Below are 19347 nucleotides of genomic sequence, written 5' to 3'. Positions count from 1 at the left end.
GATTATGGATATAAATATTCAAAACAAAGTATCGCAGTGGCTCAACGGTAACTATGACGCCGAAACCATTGCCACGCTGAAAAAGATGCAGGAAGGCAACCCTGATGACCTTAATGATGCTTTTTATCGTAATCTTGAGTTTGGTACCGGTGGATTGAGAGGAATTATGGGCGTAGGTACCAACCGCATGAACAAATATACCGTCGGCATGGCCACGCAAGGCTTTGCCAACTATCTCAAAAAGACGTTTGAAGGCGAGGTAAAAGTGGCCATCGCCCACGACAGCCGCAACAATTCCCGCTTTTTCGCAGAAACCGTTGCCAACGTGTTCGCGGCCAACGGCATTAAAGTATTTCTGTTCGAAAGCCTCCGCCCTACGCCGGAGCTTTCTTTTACCATCCGCCATCTGCAATGCCAGGGCGGCGTGGTGCTCACCGCTTCTCACAACCCGAAAGAATACAACGGCTATAAAGCTTACTGGAACGACGGCGCCCAGCTGGTGCCTCCGCACGACAAGAACGTGATCCGGGAAGTGGAAAGCATCCTCTCCCCCGACGACGTGAAATGGAGCGGCGGCGAAGCCAATATCACCCTTATCGGCAAGGAAGTGGACGAAGCCTACCTGAAAGAGTTACAGGGCCTGTCTATCAACCCGGAAATCAACAAACAACAGCACGACCTGAAAATCGTGTATACGCCTATCCATGGCACCGGCATCACCATGGTGCCGGAAATACTGCAGCGCTTCGGTTTCACCAACGTCAACGTGGTGGAAGAACAAGCCACGCCGAACGGCAATTTCCCGACGGTGGTGTATCCTAACCCTGAAGAGTCGGAAGCCATGAACCTGGGCCTGAAGAAAGCCCAGGAACTGGATGCGGATATCCTGCTGGGCACCGACCCCGACGCAGACCGTGTAGGCATCGCCGTGAAAGACCTGAAAGGCCGGTGGATATTACTGAACGGTAACCAGACCGGCGTACTGCTGTTCAACTATATCGTGGAAGGCCGCCGCAGAAAAGGACTGCAGCAGTCGAACGATTATATCGCCAAAACCATAGTGACCTCCGACCTGATCGACGTATTCGCCGCTAAAAACAATATCAACTGCTACAACACCCTCACCGGCTTCAAATGGATCGCTGACCTGATCCGCCGGAAAGAGCCGCAGGAAACTTTCATCTGCGGCGGGGAAGAATCATATGGTTATATGATCGGCAACAATATCCGTGACAAGGACGCTATCTCCTCTGTGGCCATGATCTGCGAAATGGCAGCTTACGCCCGCAGCCAGGGCAAGTCCCTGTTTGAACTGCTGGTGAACGTTTACCTGCAGTACGGTTATTATAAAGAGCACCTGATCTCCATCACCAAAAAAGGTATGAAAGGCGCCGATGAAATTGCTGAGATGATGCGGGGCTATCGTGAGAATCCGCCGGCCACGATCAACGGCTCTCCGGTGGTGACGCTGTACGATTACCAGCTGCAACAGGTGAAAGACATCAAATCCGGCGAAATCAAACCGCTGGACCTGCCGAAGTCCAACGTGCTGCAGTTCGTGCTGGCCGATGGCAGCAAGATCTCTGCCCGTCCGTCCGGCACCGAACCCAAAATCAAGTTCTATTTCAGCGTGAACGCGCCGCTGGACAGCGTAGACAGCTATGATGCCGTTACCGCCGATCTTGACAAAAAGATCGAAGGCATCATCAGCGACATGCAACTGAAATAATAAAACATCTTCTTATCACAACATTAAAAGAGAATACTGCCCGGTTAGCCTCCCTCCCTTACGGGGGAGGCCTCCTGGCGGGAATCTTCCTGGTCCTTCTGAATTCCCTGGCTGCACCCGCCCAACAGAAGACACCCTTTTTCTCCTTACCTGATACCACCGTCAAAGAAAGAGTATGGACCCTTTCCGGCGCCACCGCCGTCGTTTACGGCAGCAGCCTGGCAGTGCTCAGCAGCGCCTGGTACAAAGGTTATTCCCGTTCCTCTTTCCATTTTTTCAATGATGCAGGGGAATGGAACCAGATGGACAAAGCCGGACATATTTTTGCCGCTTACTTTGAAGGGAAATACAGCCGTGAAATGTGGCGATGGTCGGGCCTGCCGCGCAAGCAGCAGATCTGGATCGGTGGCCTCAGCGGCTTTGCCTACCAGTCGGTAATAGAAGTACTGGACGGTTTCTCTGATAAATGGGGCTTCTCATGGAGCGATATGGGCGCCAATGCCGTGGGTTCCGCCCTGCTGATCAGCCAGGAGCTGGCGTGGGACGAGCAGCGGATACAGCTTAAATTCTCTTCCCATCCTAAAAGTTATCCCGAAGGCCCGGTGCGGGAGAAAGCGAAACAGCTCTTCGGCCACACTTTCTGGGAAAGAACGCTGAAAGATTATAATGCACAGACGTACTGGGTGTCTGTCAACCTGTACTCCTTTCATAAAAATTCCACCTGGCTGCCGCGCTGGCTGAATATCGCCGTGGGATACGGCGCCGAAGGAATGTACGGAGGGCGCGATAATACCTGGACAGACCCGCATGGCCAATACTACGACTACAACCAGGTGCGCCGTATCCGGCAGTTCTACCTGTCGCCGGACGTTGACTTCACCAGGATCCGCACCCGAAAAAAAGGCGTCAGGGTATTGTTCCAGGTGCTGAATATGATGAAGTTCCCGGCGCCAGCCCTTGAAATCAATTCACAAGGCGGCGTAAAACTGCACCCCATCTATTTTTAACGGAAAAGCTTATTCAAAATAAGCAGCGATAATGTCTTCTCCCTGCATGTCCACCAATACCATGTCCTGTAAGGTAGTGGCAAGGGAATAACCTACAAAGTCAACCGACAGCGGGAAAGATTTGTGCCGGCGGTCTACCAGCACAGCGGTCTGTATTTTCTTCGGAAGATAAGCCAGCAGCGGCTTCAGCGCATAGAGCATGGTACGGCCGGAGTTGGCCACGTCATCTACCACCACGACTACCTTATCATTAAAATCAATATCTTCAGAAACTTTTACTTCCCCCGGATGTTGTTTATCCAGGTGCAGGGAAATGATCCTTGTTTTCAACGGAGAGATCTGTTCCAGTACGGCGGCTATTTTACGGGCCACGACCATGCCCCTGTCCCAGATACCGGCAAGGATGATCTCTGTGCCGTCGCTGTTCAGTTCATAGATCTCATAAGCGATCCGTTCGATTTTTTTCTGGATGATATCCTGTGTAAGAATAATGTTCCTGCTTTCCATAGGCGCAAATATAACGTTCATTTAGATCAAAATAATCGCTCCTTCAAAAGCCGGGAACCAAAAAAGACATAAATTAGGGAGTCAAATCCAAGATAATGCGAATTCTACAAGAGTTACTGTTTATTATTGCCTTCGGGACGGCAGTATACCTATTTTCCACGAAAGTGCGCCAGATCAGGAGGAATATCCTGCTGGGGCGCGATGAAGACCTCAATGACCACCCTGACCTACGCTGGAAAAACGTTCTGTTGCTGGCTTTCGGCCAGAAAAAAATGTTCCGCAATCCACTGGTGGCTGTATTACACTTTTTCGTGTATGCAGGCTTTATTATCATCAACCTGGAGATCCTCGAGATTATCCTGGACGGGATACTGGGCAAACATCGTTTATTCGTGCCCGTATTAGGCGGACTGTATCCCATACTGATCAGCGCTTTTGAAGTGCTGGCCGTGCTCGTGGTCCTGGGCTGCGCTATCTTCCTGGTACGCAGGAATATCCTGAAGCTCCGCCGGTTTATGAGCAGGGACCTCAACGGATGGCCGCGCTCTGACGCCAATTACATCCTTATTACCGAGATCGTGCTGATGCTGCTGTTCCTGACGATGAACGCCGCCGATCAGCAGATGCAGCTGCGTGGCAGCGAACATTATATCGCCACGGGTAATTTCCTGGTCAGCGGCAGCCTGGCATCCATCTTCAACAGCATGCCGGACGGCACGCTGATCGCTATTGAGCGTACCTGCTGGTGGCTGCACATACTGGGCATCCTCGCATTCCTTAACTATCTGCCTTATTCCAAACATCTTCATATTATACTGGCCTTTCCAAACGCTTACTACGCCCGCCTGGAGCCTATGGGCGAAATGGAAAACATGCCTGCCGTACAGCGGGAGGTACAGCTGATGCTGCAACCGGAGCTGGCGGCCAATGAACCTGCGCCGGAAGGTATGCCCAAGTTCGGCGCCAAAGACGTATTTGACCTCAGCTGGAAAAACCTGCTGGACGCCTACAGCTGCACCGAATGCGGCCGCTGCAGCGCTGCCTGCCCGGCCAACATTACCGGCAAAGCGCTCTCTCCCCGTAAAATTATGATGGATACCCGCGACCGCGCCGAAGCAGTAGGCCGTAACATCAATGAAAACGGCGCTTTCAAAGACGACGGCAAAACCCTGCTGCGGGACCATATCACAGAAGAAGAACTGCGCGCCTGCACCACCTGCAACGCCTGCGTGCAGGAGTGCCCGGTAAGTATCAGTCCGCTCGATATCATCGTGCAGCTACGCCGCCACCTCGTGATGGAAGAATCCAGCGCACCAGCCGAATGGACCGGCATGTTCAGCAATATCGAAAACAACATGGCCCCCTGGAAGTTCAGTATGGACGACCGCGACAAATGGGCTGAAGAAATGAATCAATAACGAAAAGCTAAAAGCGAAGAGCTATGCAGATAAAGACAATGGCTACATATGCCGCCAATGGTGAAACACCGGAAATACTGTTTTGGGTAGGTTGCGCCGGCAGCTTCGACCAGCGGGCACAGAAGATCACCAAAGCTTTTGCCACCATCCTTGAAAAAACAGGCGTTCAGTTTGCCATCCTGGGCAAAGAAGAAAGCTGTACCGGCGATCCGGCCAGAAGAGCGGGCAATGAATTTATTTTCCAGATGATGGCGCAGAATAATATACAGTTGCTTAATATGTACGGCGTGAAAAAAATTGTCACCGCCTGCCCTCACTGCTTTAATATCCTGAAAAATGAATACCCCGCCCTTGGCGGTAATTATGAAGTGATACATCATACCACCTTCCTGCAGTCGCTGATCGACGAAGGAAAAATCAGGATGAAGGAAGGCGGCGCTTTCAAAGGCAAAAAAATCACCTATCACGATTCCTGTTACCTCGGCAGAGGCAATAATATTTACGAAGCCCCCCGCAAAGTCCTTGAAACCCTTGATGCAGAACTGGTGGAAATGAAGCGCTGCCGCAGCAAAGGCCTCTGCTGTGGCGCCGGTGGCGCCCAGATGTTCAAGGAGGAAGAAAAAGGCACCACCCGTATCAACATCGAAAGGGGCCGGGAAGCCGTTGATACCGGCGCTTCCGTTATCGCCTCCAACTGTCCTTTCTGTATGACGATGCTGACAGACGGCGTGAAAGAGACCGGCAAAGAAGACGAAGTGAAAGTGCTGGATATCGCAGAACTGATTGCACTCCACCTCGAATAAAATTACGAATTACGAATTACGAATTAAGGGCTGTTTTATGGAAAGGTTAGTTAGTAACCGCTCTGCAAGGAAGCTCTCAATTCGTAATTCGTAATTGTTTAAATTTGCATCATGGATACACAGGCAATCAATTTCCCTACCGGGTTTTCTCCGGCATCGAGGGTTTGGATATATCAGAGCAACAGACCATTCAATGAACAGGAGATCAAAGAAATCGACGAACAGCTGTTACAATTCACCGAACAGTGGAACGCCCACGGCGCGCCTGTAAAAGGCTGGGGCCGTGTAGTGCTGGGCCAGGTGGTGATTTTAATAGCAGACGAAACAGACACTACCGTCAGCGGCTGCAGCACCGATAGCTCTGTGCGGGTCATCAAAAGCATTGAGAAACAATACAATGTGAATATGTTTGACCGCCTGCTGCTGGGTTTTATTGTGAAGGACAAGGTGCAGCTGTTGCCCATGGCTCAGCTGGGTTACGCCATGGAACAGGGGTTTATCGATGAAAACACCCTCTATCTCAATAATACTGTACTGACGAAAGCCGACCTGGACACCAAATGGCTGATACCGTTGAAGGACAGCTGGCTGGCCGGCAAGGTATTGAAAGTCAGCTAAGGCGCTAATAAGAACCGATAAGCGCGAAAAGGACGAACCTGATAAGAGCGAAGACAATAGATCTTATAATCTATTATCTTCGCTCTTTTTATATATTATAATTTTAAATAAATTTAAAAAATCAAATTCTCCCGGAACCACCAGTGGTCCGCTTTGCGTTCTTTTAAAAACCGATAAGTTCCTTTGCGATCTTTGCGTGATGACATATTGTCATTTTTTCCGTTTTTAATCCTTATTTTTGCTCTCCAAAATTTTTGTTAGGAATGCTGGACCAGGTTACTAAAGTGCATGATGAGAGCCGTCAGGGAGAAGCTTTTGCTCCCGGGACGACTGACAGCCAAACATATAGTAAGAAATTTTATATAGAAAGCTATGGTTGTGCAATGAATTTCAACGACAGTGAGATCGTTGCCTCCATTCTGAATAAAGAAGGATTTGGCGCTACCCGTAATGTGGAAGAGGCCAGTCTGATCCTGCTCAACACCTGCTCTATCCGGGAAAAAGCGGAACAGACGGTACGTAAGCGCCTGACGGAATTCCGCCGGATCAAAAAATCCACCCCCGGACTACTCATCGGGGTGCTGGGCTGTATGGCAGAGCGGCTTAAAACCAAGTTGCTGGAAGAAGAGAAGCTGGTGGACATGGTCGTGGGACCTGACGCCTACCGCTCTCTCCCTTCCCTGATTGCTGAAGCGGAGACCGGCCAGAAATCGGTGAACGTATTACTGAGCCGCGAAGAAACCTATGGCGATATCAGTCCTGTCAGACTGGACAACAACGGGGTCACCTCCTTTGTATCTATCATGCGGGGCTGTAACAATATGTGCACCTTCTGTGTGGTGCCTTTCACCCGTGGCCGCGAACGCAGCCGCGATGCGCACTCTATCGTCAGGGAAGCCACAGAACTGTTTGAAAACGGTTACCGCGAAGTAACGCTGCTGGGCCAGAACGTAGACTCCTACTACTGGACCAGCGATGACGACAGCGAGACCGTCACTTTTGCGCAGCTGCTGGAGAAAGTGGCGCTGATCAACCCGCTGCTGCGGGTGCGTTTCAGCACCTCCCATCCCAAAGACATCACTGACGAAGTGCTCTTTACCATGGCGAAATACGAGAACATCTGCAACTATATCCACCTGCCGGTACAGAGTGGCAGCAACCGGATACTGCAGCTGATGAACCGTACGTATACCCGCGAATGGTATATGAAGAAGGTGGAGCGCATCCGCGAAATCCTTCCCGACTGCGGGCTTTCCACAGACGTCATCTGCGGCTTCTGCAGCGAGACAGAAGAAGAACACCAGGAAACCATGGACATCATGCGGTTTGCCGCTTATGACCTGGCCTACATGTACTTCTACTCCGAACGCCCCGGCACACTGGCGCAACGCCGTTACCAGGACGATATCCCGGAAGAGGTCAAAAAAAGAAGGCTTGCTGAAGTGGTGGAACTGCACCGCAGGCAGTCAGAACAAAACATGAAAAACGATGTCGGCAAAACCTTCAAAGTGCTGATAGAAGGCACTTCCAAACGTTCCGAAGAACATCTGTTCGGCCGTAATGACCAGAACAAGGTGATCGTTTTCCCCCGCGAAAACTTTAAAAAAGGGGAATACGTTATGGTGAAGGTGGACAGTTGCACATCCGGTACACTTATAGGAACGGCAGTACAGTAGCCTACCCGCTGCTGCCTGCTCATTTTTGGACCATTAAACAATCGGGTTACCACTTATGGACATACAGGCTATCAAAAACAGGTTTGGCATTATCGGAAACAGTCCCGCATTGAACTACGCCCTGCAGGTGGCCGCACAGGTGGCCAATACAGACCTCACCGTACTGATCAACGGAGAGAGCGGCGTGGGTAAAGAAGTATTTTCCCAGATCATCCACGCGCTCAGCGCCCGTAAACATAATCCATTCATCGCTGTCAACTGCGGCGCCATCCCTGAAGGCACTATCGACTCCGAATTGTTCGGCCACGAAAAAGGCTCCTTTACCGGGGCGGTAGACAGCCGCAAAGGTTATTTTGAAACCGTGAACGGCGGCACCATCTTCCTCGATGAAATCGGGGAAATGCCACTGGGCACACAGGCACGCCTGCTCCGCGTACTGGAAACCGGCGAGTATATCCGCGTAGGCTCTTCCAAAGTACAGAAGACAGATGTGCGCGTGATCGCCGCCACCAACCGCGATCTGCTGGAACGCACGCAGCACGGTAAGTTCCGGGAAGACCTCTACTACCGGCTCAACACGGTGCCGATCCGCGTGCCCGCCCTGCGCGACCGCAAAGAGGACATTCCGCTGCTGTTCCGTAAATTCTCTGTCGATTTCTCCGAAAAATATAAAACCCCCTCCATCCAGCTGGATGAAGAAGCCCGTCAGGTGCTGGTCAACTATCCCTGGCGCGGTAACGTGCGTGAACTGAAAAATATCGCCGAACAGATCTCCGTGCTGTCGTCCGATAAGCAGGTCACCGCCAACGACCTGAAAAGGTTCCTCCCGGAAATACCGGAAGTCAACCGCCTTCCGATGCTGGCCGCGCCGCAGCAGCAGCCTGGCAGTGGCGGCGACTTTGCCAGCGAAAGGGACATCCTCTACAAACTCTTCTTCGACATGAAAAAAGATGTGACAGAGGTTAAAAAAATGTTCTTCGATATCCTGCAGAATCCCAATATGGCCCACGCCGCAGAATACCATCATCCGGAGAACCATGTATTGCACAGCTACCCGGCCGGCAACGACATGCCCGTGGTACCCTCTTCCGGCATCAGCAACGCCCAGCCCATCATCATCGCCGACAATAAAATCGATCATCACGAAGAAGTGGAAGAAACCCTTTCCATTGCCGACAAAGAGAAAGAACTGATCGTAAAAGCGCTGAAGAAACACAAAGGCAAACGTAAAGACGCCGCCCTGGACCTGGGTATTTCAGAAAGAACACTTTACCGCAAACTGAAAGAATATAACATTGCCGAATAAACGAATTTTCAGCAGCATGACCACTACCATCCGAACATTCATCGCTCTTGCCATGATAGCGCTTCTTGGCGGTTGCAGTGTACATTATTCCACCACCGGCGCCAGTATCGACAATGACGCCAAAACGGTGAACATCCGTTTTATTGAGAACAGGGCGCCGATCACCAACCCTACCCTCAGCCAGAAAATCACCCAGAAGCTGCGTGATAAGGTCACTTCACAGACCAGGCTGATTCAGGTAGGCGATAACGAGCCCCGCGCCGACTACGAATTCCGTGGCGCCATCACCGGTTATTCCTTCTCCAACGCCGCCGTTACCAACGTAGACCAGGCCGCCACCTCCCGTCTGAACGTGACCATCAATATCACCTTCATCAAACGGGTAGGCGACAAAAAAGGCTTTACCCAGTCCTTTACCCGTTCAGCCGACTTTAATGCCAACCAGCTGCCCTCTACCGTAGAAGGTCGCCTGCTGGATGAAAATATCATCCCCGGTATCGTAGACGATATTTTCAACAGGGCATTCGCTAACTGGTAATACTATTGGGTTATTTTTCTATTTTATTAATTTGATTATTGATTTACGGATTTTGGGATTTATTGATTTTGGGATTTACGGATTTTGGGATTTTATGCAAGATTTGATAAATATGATTTCCAACCCCCAAATCCCAAAATCCGTAAATCCCAAAATCCATAAATCAAATAACAAAATGGTCAAATAACCAAATAATAAAATTTACTACATTAGGACCATGATCGCAAACACTATCATCGCACACGTCTTTTTGCAGGCAAGCCTGCACCAGGTAGATGTGGCCGCCATGGAACAGCTGGTAGCGGAATATCCCTATTTTTCTGCTGCCCGGCTCCTGCTGGCCAGAAAAGTATATCACCAGCATGGCGACCTTCATGATCCCGCCATCAAAAAGGCGATGCTGTATAGCGGTCAACCACACCATTTTTATCATATCGTGACCCATGAACCGGTACTGGAAACCGTGGAAGATCGCATACCGCCGGCCATACCGGTCGACGCCCTTCCCGGCGACCTGCCTGTGGCCCCCGAAGCAGCTGTAACGGAAACACCGGAGCCCGCGCCGGCAGAAGCACCTGCGGATGTAACCGCAGCAGCGGAAAGCGCGCCCGAAGGACTTACGGAAATACCCGTAGTGGCCCCGGAGATGGCCTCCACACCGGAAGGATTGACTGAAATACCGGTGGCAGCACCAGCAGCCGAAGAATGGCCCGAAGCACCGGTGCCCGGGACTGAAAACGGAACAACTTCCCCGGAGCCGGAAGCGGCATTATCCGATATTCCCGAACCGGCTGACATGCTGGCAGCACCGGAAGTCAACCACATGCCTCATCCCGCAGCCACAGCGGAAGCTACAGAACAGACCACAGACACCGAAGACGAACGGCCGATTAAAATATTCCCATTGGAAATCAGATCAGGAGAAGAAATAACAGAAGAAACCGTCCTCACCTTCCAGCCACTATACACCGATGACTACTTCGCCTACAAACGGCTGAAAAATCCGGAAGACGCAGACGAGCTCAGCGTCCAGGGCGAAGCAGAAATGAAAAGCTTTACCTCCTGGCTGCGGCAGATAAAGGACAATTTCTCCGGCAGGACCAGCAAAGACTGGTACCACCAGCAACTGCACCGCATTTACGAAGAAGACGAGGAACCGGAAGTATCTGAAACCGTCGAGAAAATGGCGATGGAATCCATCACATTCAATAACGATATCGTGTCTGAAACACTGGCAGAAATCTGGGTACGCCAACACCAGTACCAACAAGCGATCAGGATATATCAAAAATTAAGTTTGCTTAATCCCGACAAAAACGCTTATTTTGCGCAGAAGATACAAGAACTAAAATCTTTAATAGATAAAAGCAAACATTAATATTTATGTTAATCATTTTTGGTATCCTGATCATATTAGCCTGTGTGTTGTTGGGCTTTTTCGTGCTGATCCAGAACCCTAAAGGAGGCGGCCTGTCCGGTTCTTTTGGCGGTATTGGCAATCAGGTGATCGGGGTGCGTCAGACTACTGACGTTTTGGAAAAAGGTACCTGGATCCTGGCGACTATCATTGCTGTACTCTGCCTGACAGCGCCGTTCTTTATCGGCAAAGCCGGTAAAGTATCCAATACCGCACCTACTGCCATCGAAAGAGCTGGCGGTGGTACACCAGCTCCGGCTCCTGCACCGGCCCAACTGCCTGGTACACAGCCGCAACAACCGGCGCCGCAGCAACCGGCACCGTCTACTCCGGGCAAATAATCATTTATTCCGAATAATATTTCATAAAACCTCGCCGTTAAAAGCGAGGTTTTTTTAATCACTACCCGCTACGAATGGCTAAGAAACGAAAACCTACCAACGTATGGCTTAAACGCAGCCTCGTCATCGCCGGCTGCCTCGCCGCAGGTGCCCTCGTATATTTCTCCTACCGGGTGTTCGGCCCCAATACCAAAGCTTTCGGTGACTCCAAATACTTCTATGTCCGCACCGGCAGCACCTATAACGATGTGCTCGACGGGCTGGAAGACCAGGGCATCATCCGCAACCGCAACAGTTTTAACTGGGTGGCCAAAGAGCTGGGCTATCCGTCCCGCGTAAAAGCCGGCCGGTACAAAATAGCCCATGGCATGAGTAACTTCGATATCGCGAAATTGCTCCGCTCCGGCAAACAATCACCGGTAGTGCTGGTGATCAATAAGCTGCGTACCAAACAGGACCTGATCAAAAAAGTCAGCAATAACCTCGAAGCCGATTCCAACGCGCTCCGCGCCCTGCTGTCTGACCAGGTATACCTCCGCCAGTTCAGTCTCGATACCAATACCGCCATGTGCGCTATTGTGCCCAATACGTACGAGTTCTACTGGAACACAAATGCAGAGACCGTCTTCAAAAAACTGGAAAAAGAAAGGGAAGAATTCTGGACCAGCGAGCGCCGGGAGAAAGCCAAAGCCCTGAACCTCACCCCCATACAGGTGACCATACTGGCGTCCATCGTAGAGGAAGAAAGCAACAAGCTGGATGAAAAACCCATTATTTCCAGCGTATACCTGAACCGCTTCCGTAAAGGCATGCGCCTGCAGGCCGACCCTACGGTTAAATTCGCGCTGCAGGACTTCGGCCTGAAGAGAATACGCGAAGGACATACGCAATTCGACTCTCCGTATAACACTTACCGTTATGAAGGTTTCCCGCCGGGCCCCATCTGTACGCCGTCAGAAAAAACATTAGACGCCGTGCTGAACACACCGGAAACAGATTATTTGTACTTTTGCGCAAGATCTGACTTCTCAGGCTACCATGCTTTTGCAGCCACCTACGCGGAACACCTGGTAAACGCCAGAAAATATCAGGCTGAACTTAACAAAAGAGGATATTGATATTTGGTTATTTGGATATTTAGATATTGCGGTTGCATGACCCGTTTCAATAAGCAATGACCCAATAACTAAATATCCAAATAATTAAATAATAAAATAACTAAATAGCAAAATCGCTTTGGTTTTTAAACCCGAAAACATCATCTTCCGTTCCCGTCCTTACCGCTGGCTGGTTGAGAGGAGCAAGACCCTTATCCTCCCTGGTTTTGAAGGACTACCGCTGTATGATGTACTGAAATATTTCGGGCAGGAAACCAAAGCAAGAGGACTGGGAGACAGGGCCCGGGCCATTTCCTTTAACTTCCTGCTGGCCATTCCGCCCTTTTTTATCTTCCTGTTTACCCTCGTTCCCTATGTGCCGGTAAAAAATATAGAACCTACGCTCTATGACCTTGCACAGGACCTGACACCGAACTATAACACTTATATGATCGTGCGGGAAATGATCCATGACTTCCTGTACACCCATCGCAACGGCCTGTTGTCCGTCGCTTTCCTGATGGGTTTCTTTTACTCTTCCAATGGCGTAATGGGTATCCTCCGCTCCTTTAGCAAGATAGAAGGCGCCGGCTTCCGCAAACGCAAATGGTGGCAAAACCGCCTGATCGCGCTGCAGTTGACACTGATACTGGTGGTACTGCTGCTGGTGACGGTAGCGCTGATCATCCTGCAGGGCGCCACCCTCCGCTGGCTGTTCAATCTCACCGGCGTGCAGAACGCACGGCTGCTCAGTCTCATCGATGTGGCCCGCTGGGTGTTTATCGTGATGCTGTTCTACTCGGTCAACTCTGTGTTGTACCGTATCGGCGCCGCCACCACAAAAAAGTGGAAATTCATTACCGCCGGCGCCACCGTGAGCACCGTCTTTATGATACTGGTCACTATCGGTTTTTCCTGGTTTGTAAACAACTTCGGCAATTACAACAAAATCTACGGCTCCATCGGCACCATCCTGATCCTCATGCTGTGGGTGTTCTTCAATTCATTCATCCTGCTGGTGGGCTTTGAGCTTAATGCCAGTATCCGCGCGCTGAGCGATGCGCGGCAGGAGCATACGCACGAACAGGAAAAAGCGGCCAACAGCCCGCTGCTCCGCTAAACCGGCGCACGAACTGCCGCCTGGTGGCAGCTAAATCACACCCTCTTTCGGCTTCCGCACCATAGCTCCTCCGACAGTCGTTCCCTATCGCCCAGACATCTTCCGGAAATTTTTATTTTAACTTTTTTTACCATATCTTTCTTATAATTTCCTGTCAACTGCCAGGGAAATAACTGTCGCGTTGATTATATTTATACTGGACACGAAATTCTCATGATATGATGAAGTCCGCTCTCTACCTTGCCTGTGCCTTCGCTTTGACTTCAGCCTGTCCGGCTGGCGAAATTCCACTTGATCCCGGCGCTCCCCTTCCCAAACCAGACATGAAATGGATGGATGTTTCAGGAAAAGAAATTTCCCTGAACGGTGCAAAAGGCAGCAACGGGCTGCTGGTTGTTTTTGGCAGCAATCAATGCCCTTATATGGTCCGTAACCAGGACCGGCTGCGCAGCATCTGCGCGTTAGCGCATAAAAACAATATCGGTGTGGTGATGGTCAATTCCAATGAGGCCAATCGTGCGGACGGGGATTCGTTTTCGGCCATGAAAGCCTATGCCGCGCAGCATAGTTTCCAGTATTATTATATTCTCGATAAAAATGCGGAACTGGCCGACGCCTTTGACGCCAACCATACGCCGGAATGTTACCTGTTTGACAAAAAGAGCCGCCTTGTGTATAAAGGCGCTATCGATGACAGCCCGGGGAATGCCGAGGCCGTAAAAACGCGCCATCTGCAAAACGCCATAACAGAACTGGTGGCCGGGAAACCCGTTACCACCAGTACTTCCAGCACGCTGGGCTGTAATATTAAAAGAAACCGCTGATTATTGTCCAACGAGGAACACAGCGTTGCTGAACATCAGTTTACCATTTTCCCAGAAGCTTCTGAACAGCGGATTATCGGCGAGGATCACCACAGATCCGTTGCCTATTTCCTTTACACCGAACAGCAGACCGTCTTTCAGTCGGTTACGGGTATCGGCGCCCACGAAGCCGCTGAGGTAATTATCTTTCTTTAACACGCCAACGTTCCAGCCGTTGTTATCAATAAACTCGTACAACCGGCTATCCTGTTTAAGCGTGTAGTAAGTGCCGGGATAACCAAAGGCCAGCGGGTGCGTAGTGTCCAGCTGTACTTTAAAGATAGCGCCCGGGATGAACTGCCGTACGCTTTCTCTTTCCCGGTTGGCATAAGGTTTCAGCACATCATAGGGAGATTCGTCTGACAGTTTATCCTTGTCTGTCGCCACTTCTTCTTTTTCCTTTTTCTCCCTGATACCCCAATCGGCCCCTGCGATCTGTGCGGCGGCGCTTTCCAGCGCAATCAGTTTACCGCCCTTGCTCACCCACTCTTTCAGCCGTTCGGTCGCCGCTTTCTCTGTAAATGCTTTATAGTCGCCATCCGGCAGGATCAGCACATCCGTCTGGTCCCAGTTCACGCCGCCCATATTTCGTTCATTCACGACCGTTACCGGGTAGCCCAGCTGCTGTTCGAAGAAATGCCATACTTCGCCCACGCCGAGGGAAGAAACGCCGTCGCCCGTCAGCAGTACCACTTTCGGCGCTTTTATATAACGTATTTTATCAGAGCCGAAATCAGTGCCTTTCTCTACAAAACCGGTTGCTACTGCGTCCAGCGTGATCTTGTATTTATCTGCCTGCGACGTAACATATGTATCGAAGGAGGCGCCGTTGCTGTTATTGCCGGTACGGGTAATCACCAGCGTGCCTGCGGGAAATGTTTTACCTGCTGACGTGAAGGCCGCTTCCGTGAAGCGTACTTTCATACCGCGTTTGAGCAGCGCAGCAAGGAACTTCACATCCCGGAGGCTGTTCCACTGCGCCAGGTAAGCGTAGGGATGTTGTGCCGCCAGGGCCGTATTGGCCGGCGCGGCCGGTGCATCAGCGGACGGTGTCAGCGGTTGTTTCACGGCATAAGAGGTAAGGCCGTACACATAAGGCAATGCCCATGCGGTAATATCATATGTCACCGAATCGGTGAGACGTGAAGTAGGTTCAAACAGCACACGCAACATATTGGAGCGGGGCTGGTAGGCGTTGATCACGATGTCTTCCCTGGTGACAGAGAAAGCTTCGGTTTTGCCCGTAAAGTAGTTAAACCCGCTGGCGTTGCCGGCATTGGCGCCGTAGCCGAAAGCGATGTTGTTTCTGCGCAGCAGGTCAGCCAGCGCATTCAGTTTCTCAGGATTGCCGCCGGATTTGATCACATAGGATTTAAATCCGCCCTGCGGGTCTTTCTTCGCGGTTTCAAAATACTGCACATACTCTTTCAGGATGCGGTCCGCCTGTTGGGAGGCTACTTCTATGGTGGACAAGCCGGTTGTAAAGTGATGTGCGATACGGTCTGTTAAGGTGAGGGTATCGCCGTCCCTTTTCAGTACCGCTACGCCGGCACGGCCACTGCCGCCCTGCTCGTAGGTCATACCGATAGCGCCGTTATACATGGGATAGGTATCACCGTAGCTGGGATAGAACAGGTCGAAGCGTTCTTTGGTAAAATAGAGCCATCCTTCCTGGTCGAAATATTTAGCGTTGTTTTTACCGATCATCACCTGGACTTCGCGCTGCCAGGGGGTGATGGCGTCGTGGAAGGGTTCCGCCGCCGGCGCAAAATAGTAGGGCGCCTCGATTTCCTGCTCATGGAAATCCACATGCAGCTGCGGCATCCATTGGTTATAGCGGGTTACCCGCTGTTGTGATTCCTTCTGCGTTTGCCAGGCCCAGTCGCGGTTCAGGTCAAAGTAGTAGTGGTTGGGCCTTCCGCCGGGCCATGGTTCGTTGTGCTCGCGGGAGTAACGGTGTACGTCCGGTTGCAGGCTGCGCACGGAGTTATAGAAATTGACATACCGCTCACGCCCGTCAGGGTTGAGGCAGGGGTCTATTACGACAACAGTATTCTGCAGCCACTGCTGCGTTTGTGCATTACCGTTATTCACCAGTTCATAGAGTGTTTTCATGGCAGCTTCAGTGGAAACGGCCTCGTTGCCATGCACGTTATAGCTAAGCCATACGATCACCGGCTGGTCGGCAGACTGTCCGCCTTTAGCCATGGACATATCGAGGCTTTTCTGCCGGATGTCGTCCAGCCGGCTGAAATTGGCGGGAGAAGCGATGGTCGCGGTAATGAGCGGACGGCCTTCATACGTGGTGCCGTACTGTTCCACTTTCACGTTTTTAGCGGTAGCGGCCACCTGTCTGAAATAGTCAAGTACGCGGTAATGCGGGGTAAACTGGCTTCCCAGCGGGTAGCCCAAAAACTGGTCAGGAGTAGGGATCTGGGCCATGGCGGTCGTAAAGCCAAGCAGCAGCAGTGCCAGAAGTAAGTGTTGGCGCATAGCAACAAATAGTTTGATACCGTAAGATAGGGATTGTTTTGTTAATTTACACGCAAACAGAAGTATCATGCGTCTCCTGATCATATGGGGCCTGGCACTGGGCAGTATCTGTACTGCCGGCGCCCAGACACAGCCCCAACAGCAATGGCCTTACGACTACCAGGTTGAAAAGAACATCACCGTCTCTCACAGCGCTGTGGTTTCGGCCCATCCGCTGGCCAGCATCGCAGGCAGGCTTATATTACAGGAAGGCGGCAACGCCGTAGACGCAGCCATCGCCACGCAGCTGGCGCTGGCCGTAGTATATCCCGGCGCCGGCAACCTGGGCGGCGGCGGTTTTATGGTGGCCCGGCTGGCCAACGGTCAACAGATAGCGCTGGACTACCGGGAGACGGCGCCCGCCAAAGCCCATCGGGATATGTACCTCGACAGCGCCGGCAATCCCGTCACCACACGGAGCCTCGACGGCCACCTGGCGGCCGGTGTCCCCGGCACTGTAGCAGGCCTCTTCGCCTCCATGAAATATGCGAAGCTGCCTTTCTCCCGGCTCATAGGTCCGGCTATCCTGCTGGCTGAAAAAGGATTCGTGATCACCGCCTCCGAAGCGGCCAACCTCAACGCTTACAAGGCCGACTTCCAGCGGCTTAACACTGCGCCCACCGCATTTGTAAAAGACCAGCCCTGGAAAGCAGGCGATACCCTGGTACAGAAAGACCTCGCTCATACGCTCAGGCTTATACGAAAAAAAGGCGCCGCCGGCTTCTACCAGGGAGAAACAGCCGCCAATATTGTAGCGGAAATGAAACGCGGCAAAGGCATCATGACCCTCGCCGACCTGAAAAATTACAAAGTACGCGAAAGAAAAGCCCTGGCTTTTAACTATAAAGGCTATACGATTGTGACCATGCCGCTGCCCTCCAGCGGCGGCATATGCCTGCAACAGATGATGGGTATGATGGAAAACTACCCGGTGGCGGAATGGGGTTTCCATTCTCCCCGGGCCGTACAGCTGATGGTAGAAGTGGAAAGAAGGGCCTATGCCGACCGTGCAGAGTTCCTCGGCGACCCCGATTTTGTGAAAGTACCGGTAGCCCGGCTCACCGGTAAAAAATACCTTGCCGCCCGCATGGCAGATTTTGTACCCGGTAAAGCGGGCAGCAGCGAAGCCACCAAAGCCGGCACCTTCCCCGAAAGCGAAGAAACCACGCACCTGAGCATCATCGACGATAAAGGCAACGCAGTCGCCGTAACGACCACGCTCAACGGCCACTACGGCAGCCGCACCGTGGTAGGTAAAGCCGGTTTCCTGCTCAACAACGAGATGGACGACTTCAGCGTAAAGCCCGGCGTACCCAATATGTACGGCCTCGTAGGCACCGAAGCCAACGCCATCGCTCCCGGCAAACGCATGCTCAGCTCCATGACGCCGACCATCGTATTACAGGGAAAACAACCGCTTTACAGTCTTGGTACTCCCGGTGGCTCTACCATCATCACTTCTGTCTTCCAGATGCTGATGAACACACTGGAATTTGGCCTCTCTCCGGCCGATGCCATCAACAAACCGAAATTCCACCATCAGTGGCTGCCCGACGAGATAGCCGTGGAAAAAGACTTCCCGGAAACAGTCATCACCGCGCTGCAGGAAATGGGGTATAAAGTAGTGAAACGCGGCCCCATAGGCCGCTCTGAAATTATTAAACGGACGCCCGGTACCTTCGTTCTCGACGCCGCTGGCGATAAACGTGGCGACGACAGCGCGGCGGGTTACTGATTTACGGATTTTTTGATGCAGGGATTTAGGGATTTTTTCGAGTATGAAAAACCGGCGCCATCACACCTCATCCCCAAAATCAAAAAATCAAAAAATCGAAAATCAAAAAATTTAAATATGCAACTCTATTTAGACAGCGCCCTGCAAAGATTCCGCAGCTATTATGATATGGGCACCAAAACCATCGAGCGGCTGGATACGGCGCAGCTGCACTGGCAACCACAGGGAGAGCCCAACAGCATCGCCATGATCGTTAAACATCTCCGCGGCAATATGCTGTCCCGCTGGACCGACTTTCTCACCACCGACGGCGAAAAACCCGACCGGCAGCGGGATGAAGAATTTGAAGAAGACCAGGCCACCAAAGATACCGTGCTGCAACGCTGGCATGAAGGGTGGGACTGCCTGCTGAAAGCCGTCGGCAGCCTGACGCCGGAAGACCTGGAGAAAACCGTGTACATCCGCGCAGAAGCTCATTCCGTGCTCGATGCCATCAACCGGCAAATGACTCATGTGCCCTACCACGTCGGACAAATGGTATATATCGGTAAAATGATCCTTGGCGACCACTGGCAGAGCCTTTCTATTCCCAAAGGCCAGTCTGCAGCTTTCAACAGGGAAAAATTCGGGAACAAATAAG

The 19347-nt window shown here is 51.7% G+C and carries 17 protein-coding genes; 15 read left to right on the top strand and 2 right to left on the bottom strand.

All coding sequences use genetic code 11. The features are described 5' to 3' along the window. The first annotated feature begins 4 nt into the window (after positions 1-4). Together HF324_RS09615 and HF324_RS09610 are read left to right on the top strand one after the other, a co-directional pair. Positions 5-1729 (top strand): phospho-sugar mutase, encoded by a 1725-nt coding sequence (locus HF324_RS09615; RefSeq protein ID WP_168802270.1) that lies wholly within the window; start codon positions 5-7, stop codon positions 1727-1729. Between the two features lie 224 nt (positions 1730-1953). Continuing rightward, positions 1954-2736, top strand: coding sequence for a DUF2279 domain-containing protein (locus tag HF324_RS09610; protein ID WP_168802269.1), 783 nt, complete (start codon positions 1954-1956; stop codon positions 2734-2736). Positions 2737-2745: 9 nt separating this feature from the next. Here the strand turns inward: HF324_RS09610 and HF324_RS09605 are convergent, their stop codons facing one another. Beyond that, entirely contained in the window at positions 2746-3264 is a 519-nt protein-coding gene (locus HF324_RS09605; protein WP_246269479.1) for a phosphoribosyltransferase family protein, read from the bottom strand. A 74-nt stretch (positions 3265-3338) separates the two neighbouring features. Between HF324_RS09605 and HF324_RS09600 the strand changes: the two genes are divergently transcribed. The 11 genes from HF324_RS09600 to HF324_RS09550 all read left to right on the top strand — a co-directional run bounded on the left by HF324_RS09600 (position 3339) and on the right by HF324_RS09550 (position 14401). Continuing rightward, a complete protein-coding gene (locus HF324_RS09600; RefSeq protein WP_168802268.1) occupies positions 3339-4661 on the top strand; it encodes a 4Fe-4S dicluster domain-containing protein in 1323 nt (440 codons plus the stop codon). A 23-nt stretch (positions 4662-4684) separates the two neighbouring features. Beyond that, a complete protein-coding gene (locus HF324_RS09595) occupies positions 4685-5464 on the top strand; it encodes a (Fe-S)-binding protein (RefSeq protein ID WP_168802267.1) in 780 nt (259 codons plus the stop codon). A 111-nt stretch (positions 5465-5575) separates the two neighbouring features. Then, a complete protein-coding gene (locus tag HF324_RS09590; RefSeq protein ID WP_168859666.1) occupies positions 5576-6082 on the top strand; it encodes a hypothetical protein in 507 nt (168 codons plus the stop codon). Positions 6083-6345: 263 nt separating this feature from the next. Next, the gene (gene miaB, locus HF324_RS09585) at positions 6346-7758 is read left to right on the top strand and encodes a tRNA (N6-isopentenyl adenosine(37)-C2)-methylthiotransferase MiaB (protein WP_168802265.1); all 1413 of its coding nucleotides are present in this window, start codon (positions 6346-6348) and stop codon (positions 7756-7758) included. Between the two features lie 55 nt (positions 7759-7813). After that, positions 7814-9064, top strand: a complete 1251-nt coding sequence (locus HF324_RS09580; RefSeq protein ID WP_168802264.1) for a sigma-54 interaction domain-containing protein — start codon at positions 7814-7816, stop codon at positions 9062-9064. 16 nt (positions 9065-9080) lie between these two features. Then, positions 9081-9602: an LPS assembly lipoprotein LptE gene (lptE, locus tag HF324_RS09575; RefSeq protein WP_168802263.1), complete on the top strand. Its 522-nt coding sequence runs from the start codon at positions 9081-9083 to the stop codon at positions 9600-9602. 217 nt (positions 9603-9819) lie between these two features. Then, positions 9820-10980, top strand: a complete 1161-nt coding sequence (locus HF324_RS09570) for a DUF8458 domain-containing protein (protein ID WP_168802262.1) — start codon at positions 9820-9822, stop codon at positions 10978-10980. A gap of 5 nt (positions 10981-10985) precedes the next feature. Then, on the top strand, positions 10986-11360 hold the full coding sequence (gene secG / locus HF324_RS09565) for a preprotein translocase subunit SecG (RefSeq protein WP_168802261.1): 375 nt from the start codon (positions 10986-10988) through the stop codon (positions 11358-11360). A 74-nt stretch (positions 11361-11434) separates the two neighbouring features. Next, a complete protein-coding gene (gene mltG / locus HF324_RS09560) occupies positions 11435-12478 on the top strand; it encodes an endolytic transglycosylase MltG (RefSeq protein ID WP_168802260.1) in 1044 nt (347 codons plus the stop codon). A gap of 118 nt (positions 12479-12596) precedes the next feature. Continuing rightward, complete coding sequence (locus HF324_RS09555) at positions 12597-13577, top strand: YihY/virulence factor BrkB family protein (RefSeq protein WP_168802259.1); 981 nt, start codon at positions 12597-12599, stop codon at positions 13575-13577. Positions 13578-13795: 218 nt separating this feature from the next. Continuing rightward, a complete protein-coding gene (locus HF324_RS09550; protein ID WP_246269477.1) occupies positions 13796-14401 on the top strand; it encodes a redoxin family protein in 606 nt (201 codons plus the stop codon). On the opposite strand, the gene HF324_RS09545 is transcribed toward HF324_RS09550, so the two are convergent. After that, complete coding sequence (locus HF324_RS09545; protein WP_168802258.1) at positions 14402-16933, bottom strand: M14 family metallopeptidase; 2532 nt, start codon at positions 16931-16933, stop codon at positions 14402-14404. Positions 16934-17000: 67 nt separating this feature from the next. On the opposite strand from HF324_RS09545, the gene ggt reads away from it, so the two are divergent. Together ggt and HF324_RS09535 are read left to right on the top strand one after the other, a co-directional pair. Further along, positions 17001-18707, top strand: a complete 1707-nt coding sequence (ggt, locus tag HF324_RS09540) for a gamma-glutamyltransferase (RefSeq protein WP_168802257.1) — start codon at positions 17001-17003, stop codon at positions 18705-18707. Positions 18708-18824: 117 nt separating this feature from the next. Beyond that, positions 18825-19346 carry a DUF1572 family protein gene (locus HF324_RS09535; RefSeq protein WP_168802256.1) on the top strand — a complete coding sequence of 174 codons (522 nt, stop codon included), beginning with the start codon at positions 18825-18827 and terminating at the stop codon, positions 19344-19346. Position 19347: the final 1 nt, after the last annotated feature.

The sequence above is a fragment of the Chitinophaga oryzae genome (genome assembly GCF_012516375.2).
Taxonomy (GTDB): Bacteria; Bacteroidota; Bacteroidia; order Chitinophagales; family Chitinophagaceae; genus Chitinophaga; species Chitinophaga oryzae.
Note: the sequence above shows the minus strand (reverse complement) of the source record. Positions and strands in the feature narration are given on the sequence as shown.